Here is a 24,002-nt window from a genome sequence, read left to right on the forward strand (position 1 = left end):
CGCCGCGCGGCAAGGAGATATATTGCCAGCCTCCCCCCTCCCGCGCAAGGGGGATTCTTGGGTTCACATCTCCTCCATAATTCAGATCACCCACGGTGCTGCGGGAGGCTGGCATCGGAACCGTCATCTATTGAGTTACCTGCAGCTTTCCCCTGTACAGCGATGCTATACCGCGTTGGACCGATCCCTACGCACGCGTTACGCCTCCCATACGCGCGGGAATGCGCAACGACCCGAGAGGACCTGTGAAGCCGTGGGCACGCACCCCGACCGCCGACTCGCATACTCGCCGCGGCTTTCTCAGGTGTCGCCTGGCGCCGGCGCCTCGACCGCCTACGGGACACGCCGCCCCGTCACGAGGCTCCTCATGGGATGCCGCCCCGTCGCAAGCCGAACGCCGCGAGCCTGTCATGGCCTCCCCCGCACCCGGATAGCAGATCGATCTCCGCGGACGTTTATATCTATATAGGGTTCCCGGGAGCCATCGGGGCTCACGGTATCCAGTCGGTCCGGCGGCCGTCATCTTGGGCGAAGCCTCCCGGGTGCATGCTCGCCCACTGCGCGCACGCCGCCGGACCTGCGACCGCGCCCATCTCGGGCATCGCCTCCGGGCTGCCGCGCCCATCGCCGAGCAGGTTCCGGGAACGGCCGCCCGTTGCAGCCGCAGGCTCGGATAAGCCCCTTCAAGCAAAACGGGGTACCCGAAGGTACCCCGTTCCTCATTCGTATCGTTCGGCGTTCCGCGCGATGCCGGAAGCCTTAGGCCTCGAGGGCCTTCTTGGCGATGGCGGCGAGCTCGTTGAAGGACTCGATGTCCTCGTACGCCATCTGGGCGAGGACCTTGCGGTCGAGCTCGATGCCGGCCAGCTTCAGGCCGTGCATGAACTTGGAGTAGGAGAGGTCGTTCATGCGAGCCGCGGCGTTGATGCGGGTGATCCACAGGCTGCGGATCTCGCGCTTCTTGTTGCGGCGGTCACGGTACTGGTACTGCAGGGAGTGCTGGACCTGCTCCTTGGCATGCTTGTACGTACGCGAAGCGGCACCGTAGTAGCCCTTCGCACGGCTCATGACGGTACGGCGCTTCTTCCTCGCGTTCACAGAGCGCTTCACACGTGCCATTTCTGATCAACTCCTAGTCGGTGGAAAAGTGGTCGGGGAAAACGGGGCTGCTCTTAGCGGCCGGCCAGACGGGCGGTGATGACCTTCTTGTCGGCGGCGGCCAGCTCGCCCTCCTGGCGGAAGTTGCGCTTGCGCTTGGTGGTCTTCTTGGTGAGGATGTGGCTCTTGAAGGCCTTGGCGCGCATGAGCTTGCCCGTACCGGTGCGGCGGAAGCGCTTCTTGGTGCCGCTGTGGGACTTCATCTTAGGCATGAATCTCTCCTTTGTCGGTTACTGATTCTTCTTCGTTGCGTCCTCGTCGCCCTCGACCTTGTCGAAGGCACCCTTGATGGGGGCGAAGAGCATATGCATGTTGCGGCCCTCGAGCTTGGGCTGCGACTCCACGGTCGCATACGGCTTGAGGTCGTCTGCAAGACGGTCGAGCACGTTCATGCCCTGCTCGGGATGAGCCATCTCGCGACCGCGGAACATGATCGTGACCTTGACGCGCGCGCCCTTCTTGAGGAAGCGCAGCACATGGCCCTTCTTGGTCTCGTAGTCGCCGACGTCGATCTTGGGACGGAACTTCATCTCCTTGACCTCGACGCGGGACTGGTTCTTGCGAGCCTGCTTCGCCTTCATGGCCTGCTGGTACTTGTACTTACCGTAGTCCATGACGCGGCACACCGGCGGCTCCGCGTTGGGCGCGATCTCCACCAGGTCGAGGCCCTGCTCGTCGGCGACGCGCTGCGCGTCGCGGATGCCGAAAAGGCCGAGCTGCGACCCATCGACACCGATCAGGCGACACGTGGTCGCGGTGATCTCCCCGTTGATGCGGGTGGCATCAGACTTAGCTATTGTCCCAACCTCCTTCGTAGCTGAGAAAACAAAACCCGGATGCCCTGCAGGGAGCATCCGGGTTGCACACGCTGAAGGGTACGGATATCCGTGCCCAAAGATACGTTGTACGACCAGACAGCTGCCCGTAAGGCGCCGAAAGGTGGGGACCGCACGGTCCCGCTTTCCTCAATCGCGCAAAAGCGCTTGGTGAATGATAGCACACCCCCTACGGCTCCACGGTATCACCATGAGCGCCGCGGGATCGCCACCCGGAGACCCTACTCCCAGCCGCCCCAGGTGTCGGGGGCGTAACCGACGGTCGCCTGCCGCCCGTTGCGCACGATCGGCTCGCGCAGCACCTGCTGGTTCTCAAGGAGCTTGTCGAACTTCTGGCTCTCGGCGAGATAGGAGATGAGCGCGACGGTATCCTGATCTTTGGCCTTGGGGTCGACCAGGGCGTCGATACCTCCGACGGCGCGCAGGACGCTCTGCAGCTCGCCCTTGCTCATCCCCTTCTCCTTGAGGTCGATGAACTGGAAGCCGATGCGCCGCTCCTTGAAGTAGCGCTGCGCCTTCTTGGTGTCGAAGCTCTTCTTGGTCCCGAAGATCTGGATGTTCATGGGTTCCCTCACCCGCTCTCGGTCGATGCTGCTCAATCGAAACCCAAGCTTATCCGCTGCATGGCGCGATTACCACCCCGAAACCCATCTTCCCGATAAGAAGATGCCGCAGACAGGGTGCTTTGCCTCGAAAAAGCCCGAGGCGAGACTCGAAGCGTGCGCCCGCGGCGCCCGCATGCTCCGGGTGCCTACGACGCGGACCCCCGGGGACGGATGGGCGCATCGTCGACACGGCAGAGAAGCCCGAGGCGAGACTCGAAGCGTGCGCCTGCGGCGCCCGCATGCTCCGGGTGCCTTCGGCACCCTTCGCCGCTCGCTGGGAAATGCTCACGCATTTCCGCAGTCTCGCGCGCTCTCGCGAGTTCGAGTCTCGCCTGCATTGTGCATCAAAACGAAAGGGCCCCATCACTGGAGCCCTCGCTGTTCTCTATGGTGCCCGAGGCGAGACTCGAACTCGCACGATGTCGCCATCGGTGGATTTTGAGTCCACTGCGTCTGCCAATTCCGCCACTCGGGCACGGCGCGGATTATCGTACCATACGGCGCGCGGCTACACCGCCCGCATTTCCACGAGTTCGACGGTGCGGCGCATCTCGTCGCCGGCGCATCCACGGCCCTCGACCGACGCCTCGCCCGCCTGGTTGTCGAACGGGTCGCAGCGCACGCCGTCGCAGGCGGGGGCGAGCTCCGCCTGGAAGCGGGAGTTCGCCACCATGCGCCACGGGTCCAGGTTGCCGAAGTAATGCAGGCGGCGCCCCTCGTCCCCCTCGCGGCGCGCGGAGGAGCCGAACGAGCAGTCGGCCCACAGCCAGCCGAACTCGTCCGTGTGGAACATCGCCCAGTCATGCGGGCCCACATGGTCGGGGGCGACGTAGAGGCCACTCTGCCAGCGCGCGGGGATCCCCGCGATACGGCACATGGTGATGAAGGTCAGCGCCATGACGCCGCAGTCGCCGCGCAGGGATTTCGCGCAGGCGTCCGGTATGCAGTCCAGCTGCGCGTAATCGGGCTGGTAGCGGTAGTCCACGTTCATGGTGATGTAATCGTAGATGGCCCGGGCGCGGTCGATCGGCCGCTCGATGCCGGCGACCACGCGCTCGGTCAGCACGCACAGGTACGGCGTGAACAGGATATGCGGCGCGAGCTCGGAGAGGTCGTCCTCGTTCACGGTGTCGTCGGCGACCGCATGCCGTGCGGGGGCCGGGGCGAGCGTGTCGACATAGAGGGCGTCGATGCGGTAGCGGTACGCGACCTGGAAGGAGCGCGTCTGGCGCGATCCCCAGAACGCCGTGCGCGCAGGGGCGTCCTCGGAGGCGACGAGCACGCCGGGCGTCCAGTCGAACACGTCGATGGCGGACTGCTGCGGGCATGCCGCGGGAACGGGCAGCCAGGCGCGCAGCATCTCGCCCTGCTCCGCACCGGGCACCTCGATGCCCGCCTTGAGCGTGATCTCGCGCGACGCCCCGCCGTTCGCATGCATCTCGGCGAGCATGGCCGAGCGCGCCTCCGTGTCGGTCGGCGCGGCGGGTCCGAGCCCCGGGACCTCGCGGGGGTAGACCCGCAGCGAGTCGAGGAAGCTCGCCAGGAAGCGCTGCTCGCCGTCGACGAAGCGCCAGTCGATGCGCCCGCGCCCGATGAGGTCGTCGAACCGCTTCTCCGTGAACTCAGGCCACTCGGCGCGCACGGCCTCGAGCGCCTCGGCGCGCGTCACGCGGAACTGCCGCGCGAGGCGGCCCATGCGGTGCCGCTCCGCCCGCAGGCACGCCGCGAGCTCAGGGTTCACCTCGCCGGAGAGGAGGTCGTCGCATGCGCGGACGGCCTCGGTCAGACGCCCCGCCTGCTTGAGGCGCTCGATCTCGGGGGGAAGGCCCACGGCGAGGAAGCGGAAATCGTCGTTGGACGCCGCGTCGGGCGTCCCGACCGGCCCCCTCTCGACGAGCTCCCCCTGTTCCGGGTATTCGAATCGGACCGCCATGGCTCCCCCTTCTCGTCGTGCGCCGGCGCGGAATCCGGCGCCTCGAACCCTACGGACCCGATTCTACCCCTGCCGCCCGCGCACGCGGAGGACGGGGCCGTATCCGCCTGCCGCAGCGCGAGCGCCCAAGGGGGACGGCGCCATAACGAAGGAGGCCCCGAAGGCCTCCTGAGTAAAAATGACCCCGTCCCGAAAAGTACGAAAAGCAGCAAAAAAAGAGGCCCCGAAGGGCCTCCTGCAGAACGCGTGCGTCCGAGCTTACGCCTTGTTCACCGAGCCGAACTGCTCCATGAGCTCCTTGGTGCGCGCCACGATGGCGTCGCGGCCGGGCTTGAGGAGCTTGCGCGGGTCGTAGCCCTTGCCCCGCTGATCCTTGCCGGCCTCGATGTACTCGCGGGTGGCGGCGGCGAAGACGAGCTGCAGGTCGGTGTTCACGTTGATCTTGGAGATACCGAGCTCGATCGCCTTCTTGATCTGATCCTCGGGGATGCCGGTGCCGCCATGGAGCACGAGCGGGAGATCGCCGGTCAAGGCCTTGATCTCGCCGAGGCGCTCGAAGGACAGGCCGGCCCAGTCCGCCGGGTAGACGCCGTGGATGTTGCCGATGCCGCAGGCGAGGAAGTCGACGCCCAGGTCCGCGATCTGCTTGCACTCGTTGGGGTCGGCGAGCTCGCCGTTGGAGGTCACGCCGTCCTCGACGCCGCCGATGCCGCCGACCTCGGCCTCCACGGAGATGCCCTTGGAGTGGGCCAGCTCGACGATCTCCTTGGTGCGATCGAGGTTGAGCTGGAAGGTCTCCTCATGGGAGCCGTCGTACATGACGGAGGTGAACCCGGCCTCGATGCACTTGAAGCAGTCCTCGTAGGAACCGTGATCGAGATGGAGCGCCACGGGGACGGTGATGTTCAGAGCCTCGACGGCGGCCTTCACCATATCGGCGCAGACCTTGTAGCCGCCCATCCACTTGGCGGCACCGCCGGTGCACTGCATGATGAGCGGGGACTTCGCCTCCTCGGCGGCGGTGAGGATGGAGAGCGTCCACTCGAGGTTGTTGGTGTTGAATGCGCCGAGCGCGTAGTGGCCGGCCTCGGCTTCCTTGAGCATCTCTGCTGCGTTGACGAGCATGGATTAACCTCCTCATAAGGTTTGCCTACACAGCCGCCTATTTTACCACCGACGCGGGCGCGAATGCGCAGCATTGAGCGCTTCTTTACCGCACGACCCCGGCAGCGTCCCGCCCGGCGGCCCGCGCGGACCGACCCCTCGCCCCGAGCCGTCGCCGCACCGCCCCGTCATGAGCCGACGAACACGGACGACTGCTGGTAACGTCCCTCGAAACCGATGACGTCGCGCAAAAGGCGCAGATAGAACCCGGCAGAGGCGACCTCCGGCCTCAAGACGAGGTCCTCGGGATGCACCTCGCCCGGACCGTCCTGGCCGTAGGCCCCCGGCGGGGCGCGATCGTAGAGATGCACCCTCCCGACGGTCTGCCAGACGTCGTCGACGCAGGCGACGCGCATGGAGATCGACCCGTCCCGCCAGCGGTCGACCCCGCACAGATGGGGGTCGAGGACGAGGTAGCGCAGCCCGGTGCGCACGTCGCGGACCTCTACGGTGCCCGCGTCGGCGTGCTTGCGCCCGATTGCGAAGCGGGTCACGAAATGGGTCCGCTCGATCTGCCGCAGGCAGTCGAGGTCGTCCTCGGAGACGTCCCCGACCGGGTGCTCGATGAACGCCCGCAGCGGCGTCGCGCCCCGGAACAGCGGGCGGTCGAACAGGACCCATTCCGTGAAGCAGGCGGACAGGAAGGCCGCCTCCCGATCGCTCAGGCAGTCCCGGTAGTACGCCGCCGGGTCGACGAAGGCGGAGAACTCCTCGTTCGCCTGCGCGAGGAACTCCCATTTCCTGCCTATCCAATGCTCGGCCATGACCGTCACCGCACGGTCGACGCGCTCGCCCACATCCATGATGCCCCCATCCGTCGAACTGACCGCATGGTTCGACGGTACCCGAGAGATGCGGGCGGATCGCGATCGGAGGGGAGCCCGATGACGCCCCGCCGAACGGGATCCGAAGGCTCCTTGCCGAAACCTTGCCTCGTTCTTACCGGATCGGGATCGCCGCACGTAAGAGATGGTGCACGCACCCGGCGGGCGCGTGCGGGGCCGTCCGGGTGCGCGATCTTTCCATACCCGGCGGAGCCGGGGGCGGGGCGGGCGACCCCGCCAGATGCCCCGCCAGAGGCCCTGTCAGAGGCCCAGGCTGAGGGCGTGGGCGACGAAGGGGTTGCGCCCGAGCTCGTCGGAGACGGTCGTGGTCCCGTCGTGCCCGATGAGGCACAGCGTGTCCTCCGGCAGGGACCGGAACAGGCGGCCAAGCGTGTGCAGGATCGTGTCCTCGTCGCCGCCGACCAGGTCGGTGCGGCCGTGGCCGCCGGGGAACAGGGTGTCGCCCATGAAGGCGACCCTCCCCTCCGCGCTCGCGCAGAACAGGACGATGCCACCGGGGGTGTGCCCCGGGGCATCGATGACCTGCAGCACCGCATCGCCCACGGCGACGGTATCGCCCTCGGACAGCAGGCGGTCGGGAGCCGGGGGCATCTCGGTGTCGATCCCCCAGCGCACCCGCATGCTCGCGACGGCGTCCCGCACGAACCCCGCGTCGGACGCGGAGATGAGGTAGGGCACGTCGTCGCCGAGCGCGCGGCGCATGCCGGCGACGCCGCCCACATGGTCGCCGTGCCCATGCGTGCACACGATGCCGACCGGCCGCGCGCCGGGGTGCGCCGCGCGCAGGCGCTCGGCGAGCTTGTCGCCCTCCCAGGCGGGGTCGATGATCAGGGCCTCGTCGCCGGAGACGACGAAGTAGGTGTTGGTGGATATCGGGCCGTTCACCACGCAGTCGATCGAGATCGAGCCGCGCGGGGCGAGGTCGAGCACCGGGTCGGTCATGTCAGGGGCCTCCTTCTTCGGGCTGCCGGACGGTTCACCCCGTCAGTCTCCCACAGCCGGGGGCCGCGGGCGCCCGGCGCACGAAGTCGCCATAGGACCGCCCCGCCCGCGGCGCGGTCAGCGGCGGCGCTTCATCTGGGCGCCGCCCTCGCCGGGCATGAGGCGCCGCGCGTCGTAGACGCTCTCCACCGCCGAGACGGCGGCGAGCAGCGGATCGAGCCCGCTCGCGTCCGAGATCTCCACGAGGAAGCGTAGGGTCGCGACGCCCTCGCGGTCGGTCGCCGTGGCGGCGGACAGGATGTTGCCGCCCGCGTCGCCGATCGCGATGGTCACGTCCTTGAGCAGCCCCATGCGGTCGAGGCACTCGACCACGATCTCGACCTGGAAGGTGGTGTCGGCGCGGGTGTCCCACGCGACCTCGATCATGCGCTCGGGATGCTCCATGAGCCCCTTCACATTCGGGCAGTTCGCGCGGTGCACCGACACGCCGCGCCCGCGCGTGATGAAGCCGACGATGTCGTCCCCGGTCACGGGGTTGCAGCAGTGCGCGAGGCGCACGAGCAGGCCCTCGCTGTTCTCGCCCTTCACCAGGACGCCGGAGTTTGACTTGGCCGAGGGGCGCGGATGGCGGTTGCTCCCGCGCTCGGGGCGCGCCGGGGCGCCGTCCTCGGGCCTGTCGACGGGCGCCTCGGGCTTGGGGTCCAAGATCTGCTCGACCTTGTTGCCCACCATCCGCACGGCGAGCTTGCCCGCGCCGATGGCGGCGAAGATGTCCTCGATCTGGCGGTAGTTCAGCTGCTCGGCGACGGAGGCGAGCGCGCGGGTGGTGCGCTGCGTGGAGATGCCGTACCCGCGCTTGCGCAGGTCGCGGGCGAGCAGGTCGCGGCCGGCGGTCGCGTTGTCGTCCTTCGCCACCGCGGCGAAGTACCGGCGGATCTTGGACTTGGCCGACGGCGTGCGCACGATGTTCAACCAGTCTGGGGACGGCTTGGACGCCTTGTTCGTCATGATCTCCACGCGGTCGCCCGTCTGCAGCTCATGGGACAGCGGCGCCATCGCCCCGTTCACCTTCGCGCCGACGCAGTGGTTGCCGACCTCGGTGTGGACCGCGTAGGCGAAGTCCAGCGGCGTGGAGCCGCGGCGCAGGCTCAGCACCTCGCCCTTGGGGGTGAAGACGAAGATCTCCTGGTCGTAGAGGTCCGCCTTCAGGGTGTGCAGGAACTCCTTGGGGTCGTCGATGTCGTCGGAGGCCGCCCAGTCGAGGGAGTGCTTGAGCATGTTGATCTGGTCGTCCAGGCGCTGGGCCTCGCTGGACTTCGACGCGCTCGACCCGCCCGAGCGCTTGTAGAGCCAGTGGGCGGCGATGCCGTACTCGGCCTGCTTGTGCATCTCGTAGGTGCGGATCTGGATCTCCAGCGGCCGGGCGGTGGGCCCGATGACCGTCGTGTGGAGCGACTGGTAGTTGTTGAGCTTGGGCATGGCGATGTAGTCCTTGAAGCGCCCCGGCATGGGATGCCACAGGGTGTGCACCGCGCCGAGCGCGGAGTAGCAGTCGCCCACGGAGTTGGTGATCACGCGCAGCGCGACCAGGTCGTAGATCTCGGAGAACTCCTTGCCCTTGCGCCGCATCTTCTGGTAGATGGACCAGTAGTGCTTGGACCGGCCGTTGATCTGGTAGCCGGTGAGCCCCACGCGGCGCAGCTCGTCGTCGAGGGTCTTGATGGTGTCGGCCAGGAAGCGCTCGCGCACCTCGCGGCTCTCGGCGACCATGCGCGCGATGCGTTGGTATGCCTCGGGCTCCAGGTAGAAGAAGGAGAGGTCCTCGAGCTCCCACTTAATCGACGAGATGCCCAGGCGGTCGGCCAGCGGCGCGTAGACGTCCATGGTCTCGCGCGCCTTGAACAGGCGGCGGTCCTCGCGCAGGGCGGCGAGCGTGCGCATGTTGTGCAGGCGGTCGGCGAGCTTCACGATGACGACGCGGATGTCGTGGGACATGGCGAGGAACATCTTGCGCAGGTTCAGCGCCTGCTTCTCGTCCATGGTGTCCACGTCGATGTTGGTGAGCTTGGTCACGCCGTCGACGAGCTCGGCGACGGCGTCGCCGAAGATGCCCGCCACATCGGACAAGGAGGTCTCCGTGTCCTCGACCGTGTCGTGCAGCAGCGCGGCGCACACCACGTCGCAGTCCATCTTGAGCTCGGCGAGGATGATCGCGACCTCGACGGGGTGGTTGATGTAGAGCTCGCCGCTGCGGCGCTTCTGCTTGGCGTGCTTCTCCGCGGCGAAGCAGTAGGCGCGCTCGACCTTCCCGCGGTCGGCGTCCCCCATGTACTTGCGGACGAGGCCGGCGAGCTTGTCGTAGTCGTCCGCCATGATCTCGTACGGCAGGTCGTCGGCATGGGTGTAGTGCACCAGCGCCGAGGTGGGCTGGAGCTCGCCCTCCTGGTTGCTGTGCACGTGCCGGGTGCCGGAGGCGGTCTTGCCGGTCTGCGCGTCCATGGCGTCCCCCTAACGTCCTCGCGGTGTGATGGGTCGATTGATGCGGTCAAGCATATCAGATGCCGGGGCGTCGAGCGCCCAGTCCCGGAAGGCGCCGAACTCCATGCGCGCGTGGAGGCCCTCGAGGTAGCGGATGGAGTTCGTGAGGTCGACGCGCCCGGGGCGGTCGGCCATCCGGATGCGCCGCGCATCCCCGTCCCCGCCCACATGCGCGAAGCCGAGCTCCTCGAAGACGGCCAGCCCGCACGCCACGGCGCGCTCCTCGACCGGGCAGCGCGCGTCGACGGCCAGGCACATCTTGGAGATGTCCAGGTCGGAGGCCGTGAACGAATCCGTCCCGGTGCGGGAGCGGTTGGCGCGCCACATGGTCTGGAGCGCGCGGTAGAGGCAGACGAGCTCCTCGCGCTCGGGCGCCGCGGCGTCGAGCAGGCGCTCGTTGATGCGCGCGTCGCGCGCGGAGTAGAGCAGGTGGATGACGGCCGGCTCGCCGTCGCGGCCGGCGCGGCCGCTCATCTGGTTGAACTCGGTCGCACCGAAAGGCATGTGGTAGAGCACCACATGGCGGATGTCGGGCAGGTCGACCCCTTCGCCGAAGGCGGAGGTCGACACGATGCAGGTGAGCTCGCCGGAGCGGAAGGCGTCCTCGACCCGCGCGCGCACCTCACGCGCCAAGCCGGCGTTGTAGTATGCGATGGAGCCCGCGAGCTCGGGCACGCGGCGGCGCAGAGTGCGGGCGAGCGCGCGCGACTGCTCGCGCGAGTTGACGTACACCACGCACTTCTGCCCGGTCGCCACGATGGACACGAGCCGGTTCTCGCGCGCCGCGAGGTCGCGGTCGTCCTCGATCCCCAGGTTCTCCCGGACGGCGTCGTCGACGACCGTCCGGTCGATGGGCAGCAGGCGCGCGATCTCGGCGCAGACGCGGTCGTCCGCCGTCGCGGTCGCCGCGAGCACCGTCGGGTGCCCGAACGCGCGCACGACCTCGGGCAGCTCGAGATAGGCGCTGCGCTCGCCCGACCGGGCGGTCCCGGCATGGTGCGCCTCGTCGACGGCGATGAAGCCGATGCGGCCGCAGCGGGCGAGGCGCTCGCGGTGGATGGCGAGGAACTCCGGGGTGGTGAGCACCACGTCGACGCCGCCCGACGCCAGACGCGAGAAGACCCGGTCGCGCACGTCCGCGGGGGTCTCCCCCGTCAGGACCTCGGCGCACAGGCCGATGCCGGACAGCGCGCGCACCAGATGGAAGGACTGGTCGGCGACGAGGGCGCGCAGCGGGTAGACGAACACGCTCGCGCGGCCGCGCAGGATGGCCTCGCGGGCGGCATGCACGTGGAAGATGAGCGACTTGCCGCGCCCGGTGCCCATGATGGCCAGCACGCCGGAGCCGGCGGCGAGGGCGTCGAGCGCCTCGGCCTGGGCGGGATGGGGGCGCGCCGTGCCGATGAGCGAGTGGACGAGCGAGCGGGTGAGCTCGTCGTAGGAGAGCCGGGAGAGCATGCGGCGGCGCGCGGCGGCGTCCGCCGGGAACCCGTCGGGGCCCTCGCCCGCCCGGCGGTCGCAGCCGGCCTCCGCGGGCACGGCGTCGTCGGCGGCGTCGCTGTCGGCGGGCGCCTCGGCGGCCCCCTCGGCCTCCTCGCCGCAGCGGCACAGGATGTCCTTCACCATGAGCTTAGGCTTGACGCGGCCCTGCCAGTGCTCCGCGACCGCCTCGAACACGAGGTCGACCACGGTGTCGCAGCATACGCGCCGCTCGATGTCGGGCACGCGGAACATGATGGCCGGGACGCTCGAGACGCCGTCCGTGGCGGTGAAGCGCATGTGCTCCCCGCCGCGGCCCACCACGGCGCGGTCGCACATGGTGACGCCGCACGCCGCGAGCAGCGGGACCTTGTTGCCCTGGCCGAAGGGCTCGAGCGCGGAGACCGCCTCGATGGTGGGCAGGTCGAGCTCGGAGAGGTCGACCACGGCGGCGACCTCGCTGCGGTCCTCGAAGTCCTCGGCGGGGACCTCCGCCAGGACGGCGGCCAGGCGCTCCCTGAGCTCGTCCAGGCGGTCAGCCTCGACGGTGACGCCCACCGCGCCGGCGTGGCCGCCGAAGCGGATGAGCATGTCGGAACAGCGCTCGACGGCGTCGAACAGGTTCACCGAGCCCACCGAGCGGCCCGAGCCCCGCGCGATGCCGTCCGAGATGGAGAAGAGCAGGGCGGGCACATGGTAGCGGTTGGTGATCCGGCTCGCCACGATGCCCTTCACGCCCTCGTGCCAGCCCTCGCCGCCCACCACGATCACGCGGGAGCCGTCGTAGGCGCGCTCGACGAGCCCCATCGCCTCGTCGGCGAGCGCCGCCTCGATGTCCCGGCGCTCCTGGTTGACCCGCTCGAGCTCCGAGGCGAGGCGCCCCGCCTCGACCGGGTCGCGGGCGAGCAGGAGGTCGAGCGCGAGCGAGGGGTCCGCCACGCGCCCGGCGGAGTTCAGGCGCGGGATGAGCGAGAAGGACAGGGCGTCCGCGGTGATGGTCGACAGGTCGGTGCGGGCGAGCGCCGCGAGGGCGGTGAAGCCGGGGCGGGAGGTCCCGCGCATCCGCGCGATGCCGTCGGTCACGAGCGCGCGGTTCTCCGGCGTGAGCGGCATCATGTCCGACACCGTCCCCAGCGCGGCGACCTCCGTGAAGCCCCGCCACAGGTCGGGCATGCCGCGGCGCGCGCCGAGCACCTGCACGAGCTTCAGGGCGACGCCTGCTCCGGCGAGCTCGCGGCTCGGGCCGTCCGCGGCGAGCTTGGGATCGGCCACGGGGACGCCCTCGGGCACGAGGTCGGCGGGCTCGTGATGGTCGGTCACCGCCACGTCGACGCCCGTCGCGACGAGCGCGGCCACCTCCTCGCGTGCGGCGATGCCGTTGTCCACCGTGACGACGAGCGAGGGCCGGCACGCGGCGGCGACGCGCTCGAGGGCCGCCGCGGTGAGGCCGTAGCCCTCCTCGAAGCGATGCGGGATGAAGGGGAACACGGTCCCGCCGAGCGCGCGCAGCGCCTCGGTCAGCAGACAGGTCGAGGTGATGCCGTCCACGTCGAAGTCGCCGAACACCGCGATGGACTCGTGCGCGTCGAGCGCGCGCCCCACGCGGTCGGCGACCTCGGACATGCCCGGGATGAGCAGGGGGTCGGCCCAGTCGCGCTCGAGCGAGGGGGTGAGGAACAGCCGCCCCTCCCCCACAGTGCGGATGCCGCGCGCCACCATGATGCGGGCGACGAGGGGCGGCACCCCGAGGCCGCGGGCGAGCTCGCTCTCGAATGCAGGGTCGCTCGGCGCCACCGTCCAGCGGCGGCTCGTCTTAAGCGAGGGCATGGCTCACCGCCCCCTCGGACGGCTCCGCGCAGGTGCGCGCGGGGGCGGCGGGCGCTACGGGGACGGCGCGGCGGTGCGGCAGGACGCCGCGCGCGGGATGCGTGCGATGCATACGGGCACTTCCTCGGTATATAGCCCGCTGCGGCGGGCCGTGCTGTTGAACATCCCCATTATACGCATGGCGGGGACAGCGGCGCGCCCGCGCCTCCGGTCAGCGGTCCGGCTCCCCCGCGGACCCGCTCCGACCCGCGCGCGGCCGCGGCGCCCCCGCCCGAAAAATGTCTCCCGGGACGGCGCGGGACGGCCCCTCCCCCGCACCGGTGCGGTAGCATGGCTCTCGTCGCCCGATAGGAGGCGACCGCGAGGAAGGCGGAGGATCCCATGGAGCAATGGAAGCGGCTCGGCGCGTTCATCGGCAAGCATATGGCGTACTTCGTCCCGCTCTGCGTGGTCGCGGGCGTCCTGCTCCCCGGCGTGTTCGGCCCGCTCAAGGCCATCGTCCCGCTCATCTTCGCCGTCATGACGTTCCAAGGCGCCCTGAACAACACGTTCGAGCAGCTCCTCGCCGTGTTCCGGCACCCGCTCCGCCTGCTGGTCATCCTCGCGGTCGCCGAGGTCCTCATGCCGTGCCTCGCCTACCTGCTCGGCTCGCTGCTGTTCGGCGACAACGTGAACCTGCTGACCGGCGTCGTGCTGGAGTACAGCGTGCCCATCGCCGTCATCAGCTTCATGTGGGTCGGCATCTACGACGGCGACGGTCCCCTGTGCCTCGCCTCGATCCTGGTCTCCACCGTCATCTCCCCCGTGAGCATCCCGGTCACCCTGTCGGTCCTGCTCGGCGCCTCCATCCACATCGACGCGATGAGCATGGTCGGCGACATGGTGGCCATGATCGCCCTCCCCGCACTCGCCGGCATGCTCGTCAACGAGCTCACCCGCGGCTGGGGCCACGAGCGGCTCTCCCCGGTGCTCAGCCCGGCGAGCCGCCTGATCACCATCGTGCTCATCACGGTCAACTCGACGTCCATGAGCGAGTACGTCCTGAACATGACCTGGGAGCGCCTCGAGGTCGCCCTGTTCATCCTCGTCTTCGCCACGAGCGGCTTCTTCTGGGGCCTGCTCGCCGCCCGCATCCTGCACGGCTCCCAGCCGCTACTCGCCACCATGAGCTTCACCTGCGGGATGCGCAACATCTCGTCCGGCGCGGTGATCGCCGCGCAGTACTTCCCGGGCGAGACGGTCTTCCCCGTCATGTGCGGGACGCTGTTCCAGCAGATCCTCGCCGCCACGTTCGGCCATATCATCGAGCGCCTGTGCGCGGACCAGAGGGAGCAGGGCGAGCGGCGCGTGAAGGAGGCGCGCCGGCTTCTGGCGTCGCGCGGGCGCCGCTAGGGGCGCGCGGCGGCCGCGCGCGAGGCTACAGCAGCCCGAACCCCTCGAGGGCGCGGGCGATGCCGTCCTCGTCTATATCACCGCAGACCACGTCGGCCGCGGCGCGCGCCGCGGGGTCGCTCGCCGCCACGGCGACGCCCGTGCGCGCGAAGGAGAGCATCTCCGCGTCGTTCTCGCCGTCGCCGAAGGCCATCGTCTCCTCGGGCGCGATCCCGTAGCGCTCGAGCAACGCGCGGATCCCCGCGACCTTGCCGCCCCGCACGGGCACCACGTCGAAGGCCCCGGCGTGCCAGCGCGTCGGCTTGCAGCCCGGCAGGCGGGCCATGAGGTCGGCCGCCTCATCGTCGGTCTGGTACACGATGGCCTTCAGCACGGGGCTCCCGTCGGGCTCCCCGAGCGGGGGCACCGGCGTGGAGACGTCGCCCTCCACGCGCCTCACGTGGTCGTTCACGAGGTTCAGGTAGAGCCTGTCGGACTCGTAGAACAGGATGGGGCGCCGCCGCGCGGAGAACTCCCCGCGCAGGACCTCGAGGTCGTGCCCGACGATGGGGTCGGTGAAGACGACGCGGCCCTCCGCGTCGCGCGCCTCCTGGCCCCCGACGAGCACGTAGCCGTCGAAGGCGAGCTCATCGAGCGGGAGGTAGCCGAACTCCGGCATGGAGCGGCCGGTGGCGACGAACACCTTGCACCCGCGGCGGCGCAGCTCGCGCAGGGCGTCGACGGTACTGGGCGGCACGCGCTTGGTCCGGTGCGAGACGAGCGTGCCGTCGACGTCGAAGAAGAAGGCGCGCGGCGCGGGGCCGGGGATCGGGGTCGGTTCGGTGGTCACGGGTCCCTCCCATCGGGTGCTCGGCAGCCGGGCGGGGCCGGCCGGAAGGCGGCGGCGCGCCCGCAGACCGGGCCGCGCGGCGCACACCGGGGCGCGGCGCGCACCGGGGCCGGATCGCACGGTCCCGGCGGGGCGCGGCGCGCGGGCGAAAGGTCGGCCCTACGCCAGGCGCACGATCTTGGTGCCGTGGGCCTCGGGCGCGCCGACCGCGCGGACGACCTCGTCGACGTTCGCGTAGGTGATGCCCGCGCCCGGCAGGATGATGAGCCTGCCCGCGGCGTGCTCCGTGAGCTCGCGCAGGCGCGCGACGTTGTCCATAATCGGGGTGCCCGCCGGGCCGCCGTGCGTGAGGATGCGCGTGACGCCGAGCTGCGCCAAGGTGTCGATGGCGGGGAGCTGGGCGGCGGCGGGCAGGGCGTCGAACGCCATGTGGAAGGTGACGTCGACCCCGCCCATCTCGAACGCGTCGTCCGCCGCCGCGACCGCGGACATGATCCGCTCGCAGGCGGGAACGTCGAGGGCGTAGGCGCCGTCCTCCTCGCGCAGGCAGCCGAACACGATGCCGTCGGTCTCCGCCTCGCAGGCGCTGAAGACGTCGGCCTCCATCATCGCCAGCTCGTCCTCGCTGTAGACGAAGTCCCCGCCGCGCGGGCGGATCATCGTCATCACGCGGGCGCCGTGCGCGTGCGCGTAGGCGACCGTATGCTCGATGACGCCGAACGACGGCGTGGTGCCGCTCTCGGCGAGGTTGTCGCACAGCTCGATGCGGCGCGCGCCGGCCGCGATGGCGGCGGGCACGTTCGTGAAGTTCTCGGCGCAGAACTCGCGCAGGATCTCGGTATCGCCCATGGGTTCTCCTCAGCGTCGGCGTCATCGTCAGGCCGATTATACGCCACCCGCCCTCCGCGGGGCCGGATGCGGGCGGCGGCGCCAGGGCCCGTGCATACGGGACGCGCCCCGGAAGGGGCCGGAGCTCCTTTTCGGGGCGCGCATGCCGCCGGGATCCTCCCGATCGCGCCCGCCCCGTCGGGGGCGTTCGGCGCGCGAGGCGGGACGGTGCGTCAGCCCCCCAGGTAGGCGCGTCGCACGTCGTCGTTGTGCAGAAGCTCCGAGCCCGTGCCCGTGAGCGTGACGGTACCCGTCTCCATGACGTAGCCGCGCGTGGCGATCGACAGCGCGGCCTGGGCGTTCTGCTCCACGAGCAGGATCGTGGTGCCCGCCTCGTGCAGGGCGCCGATGATCTCGAAGATCTGCTCGACCATGATGGGGGCCAGGCCCATCGAGGGCTCGTCGAGCATGAGCAGCTTCGGGTTCGCCATGAGCGCGCGGCCCATGGCGAGCATCTGCTGCTCGCCGCCCGAGAGGGTGCCCGCCACCTGGCGGCGGCGCTCCTTCAGGCGGGGGAAGTACGCGTAGACCTTCTCCAGGTTGCCCGGGATGGTCTCCTTGGGCTGGGTGTAGGCGCCCATGTCGAGGTTCTCCTCGACCGTCATCTGCGCGAACACATGGCGCCCCTCGGGCACGTGCACGAGGCCCTGGGCGACGATGCGCTCGGCGGGCGCGTGCATGATGTCGGAATCCATGAACTTGATGGAGCCCGAGCGCGAGCGCAGCAGGCCCGAGAGGGTCTTGAGCGTCGTGGACTTCCCGGCGCCGTTCGCGCCGATGAGGGCGACGATCTCGCCGTCGTTCACGTCGAAGGAGACGTTCTTGATGGCGTGGATGGCCCCGTACCACACGTTGATGTTGTACACGGACAGCATTACGCCTCCGCCTCCTTCCGCGTGCCCAGATAGGCCTCGATGACCGCGTCGTTGCACTGGATCTCCTCGGGCGTGCCCTTGGCGATGATCTTGCCGAAGTTGAGCACGCAGATGCCCTCGCAGATGTTCATGACGAGGTTCATGTCGTGCTCGATGAGCATGATGGCGATGCCGAAGGTGTCGCGGATCTTGACGATGTTCTCCATGAGCTCGGCGGTCTCGGACGGGTTCATGCCCGCCGCCGGCTCGTCGAGCAGAAGGAGCCTCGGGTTGGTGGCCAGCGCGCGCACGATCTCCAGGCGGCGCTGCGCGCCGTAGGGCAGGCTGCCCGCCTCGTGGGCGGCGAGCCCGGTCATGTCGAAGATGTCGAGCAGCTCGAGGGCGCGCTCATGGTACCAGCGCTCGCTCTTCCAGTGATGGGGCAGGCGCAGGATGCTCGTCGCCATGCCGCAGTGGCGCTGGTTGTGCAGGCCGACCGCCACGTTTTCCTCGACCGTGAGCGAGCCGAACAGGCGGATGTTCTGGAACGTGCGCGCCACGCCCATCTGGTTCACGCGCGCCGGGCTCATGCCGGCGGTGTCCTGGCCGTCCACCATGATGGTGCCGCGCGTGGGCTGGTACACCTTGGTGAGCAGGTTGAACACCGTGGTCTTGCCCGCGCCGTTGGGGCCGATCAGGCCGCAGATCTCGGTGCGGCCCACGGTGATGTTGAAGTCGTCCACGGCCTTGAGGCCGCCGAAGTCGATACCCAGGTGCAGGCACTCGAGGGCGGGGGCGCGACCCAGGTCGCGCTCGGGCATGATGGAGACGCTCGGGACGGGCACCATCTTGGTGCCCTCGCGGCGCGCCTTCGCGAAATCGGAGAACTTACTCATCTGCCTCACCGCCTTCCGTCGCGGCAGCGGGACCGCGGTGCGCCAGGCGGCTGCGCAGCGCGTCGGCGACGCGCCGGTAGACCTTGAGGTGCGGGACGACCATCACGAGGATGAGCACCACGGCGTACAGCAGCATGCGGTAGTCGTTGATCGGGCGCAGGAGCTCGGGCAGAACCGTGAGGAAGGCCGCCGAGACGATGGAGCCCCAGATGTTGCCCATGCCGCCGAGCACCACGTAGACCAGGATGAGGATCGACTGGTTGAAGTCGAACTGCGACGGCGTGATGGTGGAGTAGTTCATGGCGTACAGCACGCCCGCCGCGCCGGCGAGCGCGGAGGCGACCGTGAAGGCCATGAGGCGGTACTTGGTGACGTTGATGCCCACGGACTCCGCGGCGATGCGGTTGTCGCGCACGGCCATGATGGCGCGGCCGTCGCGGCTGTGCATGAGGTTCAGCACCACGGCCACCGTGATGAGCACCAGCACGATGCCCAGGACGAAGGTCGAGATCTTGTCGATGCCCACCGCGCCCTTGGGGCCGTTGATGAGGATCGTGCCCTGCGTCATGCCGAGCGAGGACGAGTCGGTCATGGAGAAGTGCAGGCCCGCGTCGTCCACGCCCACGTAGAAGTTGTTGAGCAGGTTCTTGATGATCTCGCCGAAGGCGAGGGTCACGATGGCGAGGTAGTCGCCGCGCAGGCGCATGACCGGGATGCCGACCAGAAAGCCGATGACGCCCGCGGCGACGGCGCCCACCGCCGCGGAGAGGGCGAACAGCGCGAGCTCGGACTCGACGCCCGCGCGCGCGAGCATGCCGGCGACCACGACGCCGGTGAAGGCGCCCACGCTCATGAAGCCGGCGTGGCCGAGCGACAGCTCGCCCGAGACGCCCACCACGAGGTTCAGAGACACGGCGAGGCAGACGTAGGCGCAGATGGGAACGAGCTGGCCGGACAGGGAGTTGGAGATGAAGCCGAGCCCGTCCAGGACCGTGACGGCGATGAACGCCGCGACGACGATCGCATAGGTGATGACGGTCGAGCGCGTCTGGGGGTTCAGGATCTTGATGCCCATGCGATCACCTACACCTTCTCGTTCACGGGCTTGCCGAGCAGGCCGGCCGGGCGGATGAGCAGCATCACGATGAGGACGGCGAACACCACGGCGTCGGCGAGCTGCGTGCCGATGTAGGCGCGCGCGAAGATCTCGATGATGCCGAGCAGCACGCCGCCGAGCGCGGCGCCGGGGATGGACCCGATGCCGCCGAGCACCGCCGCCGTGAAGGCCTTGATGCCGGGCATGGAGCCGGTCGTGGGCATGAGCGTGGGGTAGGCCGCGCACATGAGCACGCCGGCGATGGCGGCCAGACCGCTGCCGATGGCGAACACCATGGAGATGGTGGAGTTGACGTTGATGCCCATGAGCTGGGCGGCGTCGCGGTCCTCGGAGCAGGCGCGCATGGCCTTGCCCATTTTGGTCTTGGTGGTGAACATCACGAGCGCCACCATGATGACCGCGCAGGCAAGGATGGTGAGCACGGCGGTCGCGCTGATCGTGAGGCGCCCGTCGAAGAGGTTCAGGGCCGGCAGGCTGACGATCGACGAGAACGACTTGGGGTCGGAGCCCATGATGAGCAGGGCCGCGTTCTGCAGGAAGTAGCTCACGCCGATGGCGGTGATGAGCACGTTCAGCGAGGGCGCGTCGCGCAGGGGCTTGTAGGCGAGGCGCTCGACCACGATGCCGAGCACCGTGCAGCCGACGATGGACAGCAGCACGCCGGCGATGACGGGCAGGCCCAGGTAGCTGACGGAGCAGAAGCAGATGTAGGCGCCGACCATGATGACGTCGCCATGGGCGAAGTTGAGCATCTTGGCGATGCCGTACACCATGGTGTACCCGAGCGCGATGATGGCGTACACGCTGCCCAGGCTCATGCCGTTGATGAGGTTGGCGAGGATCTCCATCTCCCCCTCCTTTCCGGTTGACGGTTGAACGTTCCTATCGCACAAAGCGAGCGGAGACCACCTCCGTGGGCGGCCCCCGCTCCATGCGAATCAAGATTCGGAAGGCCGGTACGGGATCCGGGGACGCCCGCCGGGCCCCGTCGGGCTCGCGGGAGGGACCCGGCCCCTACGGCCGCGGGCCCTAGGCGTCCAGCGGCATGTACACGCCGCCCTGGATGACCATGCCCATGGGCTGCTTGGAGATCTCGCCGGTGTCGGACCAGGTAGCGGCCTCCCCGGCGGTGGTGAGGCCGGTGTAGGAGAAGTCCGAGGACGTGAAGGCCTCGACGAGGCCGTCGCAGATGTCGGAGAAATCCATGTCCGCGGTCACGCCGGCCTGCTCGATGGCGGCCTTGAGGGCGTAGATGCAGTCATAGGAGTCGGCGGCGAACTGGTTGGGGGTCTCGCCGTAGTCCTCCTCGTACTTGGAGACGAAGGCCTGCGTCGCCTCGTCCTCGGCGGTGGCCACGAACGGGGTCAGCAGCATGCAGCCCTCGGCGAGCGCGGTGTCGAAGCCCTCGACGGTCAGCAGGCCGTCCATGCCGTCGACGCCGAACCACTTGGGCGTGTAGCCCATCTGGTTGGCCTGGGTGAGGATGAGCGAGATGGGCGTGTAGTAGATCGGCAGGAAGACGAGGTCGGCGCCGGCGTTCTTGGCGTCGTTCAGCTGCACGGAGAAGTCGGTCTGCGAGTCCTCGGTGAAGGTGGTCTCGGAGACGATCTCCAGGCCGTACTCGGCCGCCTCGGTCTTGAAGCTCTGGTAGATGCCCGTGGAGTAGGTGTCGGAGTTGTTGTAGATGATGGCGATCTTGGTGCCGAGCTGCTGCTCGGAGATGTACTGCGCGGAAGCCGCACCCTGGTTGGGGTCGGTGAAACACATCTGGAAGACGTTCTCCTTGCGCGGCTCGGCGATGTTGCCGTCGGCGTCCGGCTGGCCGCCGATGACGTCGGTGGAGGAGCCGGAGGGCGTCAGCTGGAACAGGTTGTCGGCGTTGGTCTCGGAGGACACGGCCACGCACGGCGTGGAGGTGGTGGTGCCCATGAGGATCTGCATGCCCCAGTCCTTGAGGTTGTTGTACGCGTTGACCGAGCGCTCGGCGTCGTTCTCGTCGTCCTGGAAGTTGAGCTCGAACTGGACGTCGCCGCCCTCGGCGTTGATCTCGTCGATGGCGATCTGCGCGCCGTTCTTGCAGGCGTTGCCGTAGATGGCGGCGCCGCCCGTGGTGGGGCCGATGCCGCCGACCTTGAAGACGGAGCCGGACGAGCCGCTGCCCGAGGAGGCGCCGTCGGAGCAACCGGCTAGGACGCCCGCCGCCCCCAGACCAGCGATGCCCGCGATGATGCTCCTGCGGCTGATGGCAGGGTTGAATGACGTACCGGTGAGGCTCGACATACGGCTCTCCTCTCGAATGCGGCCAGCTCGCGCGCTGGCATATGGACACGGCCACCGCTCGGGCACGCGTGCTTCCCCCCGCTCGCCGAATACGATGGTTCGGTCTACCTTACCCGTTTCATGGAGAAAACGTAAGGTTCCAATTCGCCGCCGGCGGCGCGCGTCCCGGCGGGTAAGGGGCGCGCGCCGCCGCACGCAAACGCGACCTGCCCGTTTACCGGCGCGCGGCGCCCGTCCGGCTGTGTTACATCTTGGTTTCGCAACCTGCGGCGGAAGCGCATCGCGCGAGGTCGCGGACGCGCGTGCGGGACCGGTGCGGGCGGGCGCCGCCGTTCGCCCGCCCGCCGGGCGGCCCCGGATGTCACAATGGGGGGCGGACGGCCGGAACCGGCACGCATGCGACATCGAGGAGGAGACAACATGGACGGCACCGCACGCACCGTGAACGTGGGACTCATCGGCCTGGGCACCGTGGGCGGGGGCGTGGCGCGCACGGTCGCGCGCCATCGCGACGAGTACCTCGCCGCCTACGGCATCGACCTGCGCATCACCCGCGCCTGCGCGCTCGAGCCGGAGCGCGCCCGCGAGCTCGGGTTCGCCGACGAGGCGTTCACGAGCGATTGGCGCGAGGTGGTGGGGGACCCCGACATCGACATCGTGGTCGAGCTCATCGGCGGCGAGCACCCCGCGACCGAGATCTTCGAGCAGGCGCTCTCGGCGGGCAAGCACGTGGTGTCCGCCAACAAGGCCCTGCTCGGCCGGCATGTGGAGCGCCTGGCGCGCCTGGCAGCCGACAACGGGGTGCAGATCCGCTGCGAGGCGGCGGCCGGCGGCGGCATCCCGATCGTCAACGCGCTCGAGCACGCGCTCGTGGGCAACGAGATCCTCACCGTGGCGGGCATCCTGAACGGCACCACCAACTACATCCTCTCGCGCATGACCGCCGAGGGCCTCGACTTCGACGAGGTGCTCGCCGACGCGCAGCGCCTGGGCTACGCGGAGGCCGACCCCTCCGCCGACGTGGACGGGTTCGACGCCGCGAGCAAGGTCGCGATCCTGTCGTCCATCGCCTTCCACACGCGCGTGACCACCGACGACGTGTACTGCGAGGGCATCCGCGACGTCTCGGCCGCCGACATCGAGCAGGCGCGGAGCCTGGGCTACGCGGTCAAGCTCCTCGGCATCGCGCGCAACACGCCCGAGGGCGTCGACGCGCGCGTACACCCCACCATGATCCCCGCCGACCACCTGCTGTCGAGCGTGAACGGGGCCATGAACGCCGTGTACGTGGTCGGCGACGCCGTGGGCGAGACGATGTTCTACGGCGCGGGCGCGGGCTCCTTCCCCACCGCGAGCGCCGTGGTGGGCGACGTCCTCGCGCTCGCCGACGCCATCTGCCACAGCGACCGCCCGCAGGCCGAGATCGAGCCCTATCGCAGCGTGCTGCCGCTGCGCCCCGTCGACGACCTCGTCACGCGCTACTACATCCGCCTCACCGTCGCCGACGAGGTGGGGGCGCTCGCGCCGGTGGTCGGGGTGTTCGCCCGCAACGGGATCTCGATCTCCCAGATCAACCAGCTGCAGGACGGCGACGGCACCCGCTGCTCGGTGGTCTTCCTCACCCACGAGGCGTCCGAGCGCGATGTCCGGACCGCCCGCGCCGAGCTCGCGGCCCTTCCCGGCGTCGAGCGCGTGGCGAGCGTGATCCGCATCGAGGACGTCGCCGCGTGGACCGACGGCGCCGAGGCGAACGACTAGGACGGCGACGCGAGACGCCGGCGCGCCAGATGCGACGGGACAGCGCGCGCCGGCGGCCGGCGGCCCCGTATTGGTACGCAGGACACTGCCGGCGCGGTCGGATGCGCGTACAATGACCCCTCGACGAAGGCGCATCCGAGCGCCGGGACGCCCGGATGCGCCGAGGCGCCCGGGCGGTCAGTACCCCATCGCGCGCAGCATCGCCTCGTCGTTGCCGAAGTAATGGCCGACCTCGTGGACGACCGTCTTGCGGATCTGCTCCGAGATCGACGCGTACGTCGAGAAGCAGCGCTCGTGCGGCCCCTTGAAGATGATGACGACATCGGGGACCTCGCCGTCGCCGTACCACGTGCCGCGCTCGGTCGCCGGCGTCCCCTCGTAGAGGCCGAGCAGCTCGTTGCCGCGGGATTCCGCCGCGTCGTCGCCCAGCGAGCGCAGCTGGCGGGCATCGGGTTCGTCGGCGACCGTCACCACGACGTTCTCGAGCGCCTCGATGAAGCGCTCCGGCATGGCGTCGAGCGCCGCCTCGACGATCTCCTCGAACTGCTCGTCGGTCAGCTCGTACATGACGGGCCCCCTTTCCGCTCCATCCGATTGTACGCGAAGCCCCGTCCGGCCGGGCCGGGGCGACGGCGCCCGGAGCCCGGCGCCGCGGCCGGAC

At 69.4% G+C, this 24,002-nt stretch carries 20 protein-coding genes and 1 tRNA gene; 2 read left to right on the plus strand and 19 right to left on the minus strand.

The features are described from left to right. Positions 1-759 precede the first annotated feature (759 nt). The 11 genes from rplT to recJ form a co-directional block, all read right to left on the minus strand. Positions 760-1,119: a 50S ribosomal protein L20 gene (rplT, locus tag PHA29_RS07835; RefSeq protein WP_270405246.1), complete on the minus strand. Its 360-nt coding sequence runs from the start codon at positions 1,117-1,119 to the stop codon at positions 760-762. Between the two features lie 53 nt (positions 1,120-1,172). Next, a complete protein-coding gene (gene rpmI / locus PHA29_RS07840) occupies positions 1,173-1,370 on the minus strand; it encodes a 50S ribosomal protein L35 (RefSeq protein ID WP_270405247.1) in 198 nt (65 codons plus the stop codon). Positions 1,371-1,388: 18 nt separating this feature from the next. After that, on the minus strand, positions 1,389-2,012 hold the full coding sequence (gene infC / locus PHA29_RS07845; RefSeq protein ID WP_270405248.1) for a translation initiation factor IF-3: 624 nt from the start codon (positions 2,010-2,012) through the stop codon (positions 1,389-1,391). Positions 2,013-2,215: 203 nt separating this feature from the next. Then, complete coding sequence (locus PHA29_RS07850; protein WP_270405249.1) at positions 2,216-2,557, minus strand: arsenate reductase family protein; 342 nt, start codon at positions 2,555-2,557, stop codon at positions 2,216-2,218. Positions 2,558-2,987: 430 nt separating this feature from the next. Then, positions 2,988-3,074, minus strand: a tRNA-Leu gene (locus PHA29_RS07855). A gap of 33 nt (positions 3,075-3,107) precedes the next feature. Continuing rightward, on the minus strand, positions 3,108-4,532 hold the full coding sequence (locus PHA29_RS07860; protein WP_270849049.1) for a transglutaminase-like domain-containing protein: 1,425 nt from the start codon (positions 4,530-4,532) through the stop codon (positions 3,108-3,110). A 258-nt stretch (positions 4,533-4,790) separates the two neighbouring features. Continuing rightward, positions 4,791-5,657: a class II fructose-1,6-bisphosphate aldolase gene (fba, locus tag PHA29_RS07865; protein ID WP_270849051.1), complete on the minus strand. Its 867-nt coding sequence runs from the start codon at positions 5,655-5,657 to the stop codon at positions 4,791-4,793. Between the two features lie 167 nt (positions 5,658-5,824). Next, positions 5,825-6,499 (minus strand): hypothetical protein, encoded by a 675-nt coding sequence (locus PHA29_RS07870; protein ID WP_270405252.1) that lies wholly within the window; start codon positions 6,497-6,499, stop codon positions 5,825-5,827. Positions 6,500-6,781: 282 nt separating this feature from the next. Beyond that, complete coding sequence (locus tag PHA29_RS07875; protein ID WP_270849053.1) at positions 6,782-7,483, minus strand: MBL fold metallo-hydrolase; 702 nt, start codon at positions 7,481-7,483, stop codon at positions 6,782-6,784. A gap of 117 nt (positions 7,484-7,600) precedes the next feature. Further along, a complete protein-coding gene (locus PHA29_RS07880) occupies positions 7,601-9,856 on the minus strand; it encodes a RelA/SpoT family protein (RefSeq protein WP_408612041.1) in 2,256 nt (751 codons plus the stop codon). A 135-nt stretch (positions 9,857-9,991) separates the two neighbouring features. After that, positions 9,992-13,327 (minus strand): single-stranded-DNA-specific exonuclease RecJ, encoded by a 3,336-nt coding sequence (recJ, locus tag PHA29_RS07885; protein WP_270849056.1) that lies wholly within the window; start codon positions 13,325-13,327, stop codon positions 9,992-9,994. 381 nt (positions 13,328-13,708) lie between these two features. Here recJ and PHA29_RS07890 point away from each other — a divergent pair, with 381 nt between their 5' ends. Next, the gene (locus tag PHA29_RS07890; protein ID WP_270849058.1) at positions 13,709-14,719 is read left to right on the plus strand and encodes a bile acid:sodium symporter family protein; all 1,011 of its coding nucleotides are present in this window, start codon (positions 13,709-13,711) and stop codon (positions 14,717-14,719) included. A 25-nt stretch (positions 14,720-14,744) separates the two neighbouring features. On the opposite strand, the gene PHA29_RS07895 is transcribed toward PHA29_RS07890, so the two are convergent. The 7 genes from PHA29_RS07895 to PHA29_RS07925 all read right to left on the minus strand — a co-directional run bounded on the left by PHA29_RS07895 (position 14,745) and on the right by PHA29_RS07925 (position 21,583). Beyond that, positions 14,745-15,548: a Cof-type HAD-IIB family hydrolase gene (locus tag PHA29_RS07895; RefSeq protein WP_270849060.1), complete on the minus strand. Its 804-nt coding sequence runs from the start codon at positions 15,546-15,548 to the stop codon at positions 14,745-14,747. A 159-nt stretch (positions 15,549-15,707) separates the two neighbouring features. Next, the gene (locus PHA29_RS07900) at positions 15,708-16,397 is read right to left on the minus strand and encodes a copper homeostasis protein CutC (RefSeq protein ID WP_333490568.1); all 690 of its coding nucleotides are present in this window, start codon (positions 16,395-16,397) and stop codon (positions 15,708-15,710) included. A 212-nt stretch (positions 16,398-16,609) separates the two neighbouring features. Then, positions 16,610-17,311 (minus strand): ABC transporter ATP-binding protein, encoded by a 702-nt coding sequence (locus tag PHA29_RS07905; RefSeq protein WP_270405790.1) that lies wholly within the window; start codon positions 17,309-17,311, stop codon positions 16,610-16,612. Next, positions 17,311-18,186: an ABC transporter ATP-binding protein gene (locus tag PHA29_RS07910; protein ID WP_270405789.1), complete on the minus strand. Its 876-nt coding sequence runs from the start codon at positions 18,184-18,186 to the stop codon at positions 17,311-17,313. The genes PHA29_RS07905 and PHA29_RS07910 overlap by 1 nt, the downstream gene beginning before the upstream one ends. After that, positions 18,179-19,261 carry a branched-chain amino acid ABC transporter permease gene (locus PHA29_RS07915; protein WP_270405788.1) on the minus strand — a complete coding sequence of 361 codons (1,083 nt, stop codon included), beginning with the start codon at positions 19,259-19,261 and terminating at the stop codon, positions 18,179-18,181. Before PHA29_RS07915 ends, PHA29_RS07910 begins: the two co-directional genes overlap by 8 nt. 8 nt (positions 19,262-19,269) lie before the next feature. Further along, on the minus strand, positions 19,270-20,151 hold the full coding sequence (locus PHA29_RS07920) for a branched-chain amino acid ABC transporter permease (protein ID WP_270405787.1): 882 nt from the start codon (positions 20,149-20,151) through the stop codon (positions 19,270-19,272). A gap of 181 nt (positions 20,152-20,332) precedes the next feature. Beyond that, entirely contained in the window at positions 20,333-21,583 is a 1,251-nt protein-coding gene (locus PHA29_RS07925) for an ABC transporter substrate-binding protein (protein ID WP_270405786.1), read from the minus strand. A gap of 420 nt (positions 21,584-22,003) precedes the next feature. Here PHA29_RS07925 and PHA29_RS07930 point away from each other — a divergent pair, with 420 nt between their 5' ends. Next, entirely contained in the window at positions 22,004-23,341 is a 1,338-nt protein-coding gene (locus tag PHA29_RS07930; RefSeq protein WP_270405785.1) for a homoserine dehydrogenase, read from the plus strand. Between the two features lie 177 nt (positions 23,342-23,518). On the opposite strand, the gene PHA29_RS07935 is transcribed toward PHA29_RS07930, so the two are convergent. Next, positions 23,519-23,908, minus strand: a complete 390-nt coding sequence (locus PHA29_RS07935) for a metallopeptidase family protein (protein ID WP_270849062.1) — start codon at positions 23,906-23,908, stop codon at positions 23,519-23,521. Positions 23,909-24,002: the final 94 nt, after the last annotated feature.

Origin of the sequence: Candidatus Collinsella stercoripullorum, assembly GCF_027669965.1 — a bacterium.
Lineage (GTDB): Bacteria > Actinomycetota > Coriobacteriia > Coriobacteriales > Coriobacteriaceae > Collinsella > Collinsella stercoripullorum.

Bases quoted from the DNA above. Each gene is read 5' to 3' on its own strand.
- rplT (WP_270405246.1), bottom strand. From the start codon at position 1,119: ATGGCACGTGTGAAGCGCTCTGTGAACGCGAGGAAGAAGCGCCGTACC.
- rpmI (WP_270405247.1), bottom strand. From the start codon at position 1,370: ATGCCTAAGATGAAGTCCCACAGCGGCACCAAGAAGCGCTTCCGCCGC.
- infC (WP_270405248.1), bottom strand. From the start codon at position 2,012: ATGCTCCCTGCAGGGCATCCGGGTTTTGTTTTCTCAGCTACGAAGGAG.
- PHA29_RS07850 (WP_270405249.1), bottom strand. From the start codon at position 2,557: ATGAACATCCAGATCTTCGGGACCAAGAAGAGCTTCGACACCAAGAAG.
- PHA29_RS07860 (WP_270849049.1), bottom strand. From the start codon at position 4,532: ATGGCGGTCCGATTCGAATACCCGGAACAGGGGGAGCTCGTCGAGAGG.
- fba (WP_270849051.1), bottom strand. From the start codon at position 5,657: ATGCTCGTCAACGCAGCAGAGATGCTCAAGGAAGCCGAGGCCGGCCAC.
- PHA29_RS07870 (WP_270405252.1), bottom strand. From the start codon at position 6,499: ATGGATGTGGGCGAGCGCGTCGACCGTGCGGTGACGGTCATGGCCGAG.
- PHA29_RS07875 (WP_270849053.1), bottom strand. From the start codon at position 7,483: ATGACCGACCCGGTGCTCGACCTCGCCCCGCGCGGCTCGATCTCGATC.
- PHA29_RS07880 (WP_408612041.1), bottom strand. From the start codon at position 9,856: ATGGCGGACGACTACGACAAGCTCGCCGGCCTCGTCCGCAAGTACATG.
- recJ (WP_270849056.1), bottom strand. From the start codon at position 13,327: ATGCCCTCGCTTAAGACGAGCCGCCGCTGGACGGTGGCGCCGAGCGAC.
- PHA29_RS07890 (WP_270849058.1), top strand. From the start codon at position 13,709: ATGGAGCAATGGAAGCGGCTCGGCGCGTTCATCGGCAAGCATATGGCG.
- PHA29_RS07900 (WP_333490568.1), bottom strand. From the start codon at position 16,397: ATGGGCGATACCGAGATCCTGCGCGAGTTCTGCGCCGAGAACTTCACG.
- PHA29_RS07905 (WP_270405790.1), bottom strand. From the start codon at position 17,311: ATGCTGTCCGTGTACAACATCAACGTGTGGTACGGGGCCATCCACGCC.
- PHA29_RS07910 (WP_270405789.1), bottom strand. From the start codon at position 18,186: ATGAGTAAGTTCTCCGATTTCGCGAAGGCGCGCCGCGAGGGCACCAAG.
- PHA29_RS07915 (WP_270405788.1), bottom strand. From the start codon at position 19,261: ATGGGCATCAAGATCCTGAACCCCCAGACGCGCTCGACCGTCATCACC.
- PHA29_RS07920 (WP_270405787.1), bottom strand. From the start codon at position 20,151: ATGGAGATCCTCGCCAACCTCATCAACGGCATGAGCCTGGGCAGCGTG.
- PHA29_RS07925 (WP_270405786.1), bottom strand. From the start codon at position 21,583: ATGTCGAGCCTCACCGGTACGTCATTCAACCCTGCCATCAGCCGCAGG.
- PHA29_RS07930 (WP_270405785.1), top strand. From the start codon at position 22,004: ATGGACGGCACCGCACGCACCGTGAACGTGGGACTCATCGGCCTGGGC.
- PHA29_RS07935 (WP_270849062.1), bottom strand. From the start codon at position 23,908: ATGTACGAGCTGACCGACGAGCAGTTCGAGGAGATCGTCGAGGCGGCG.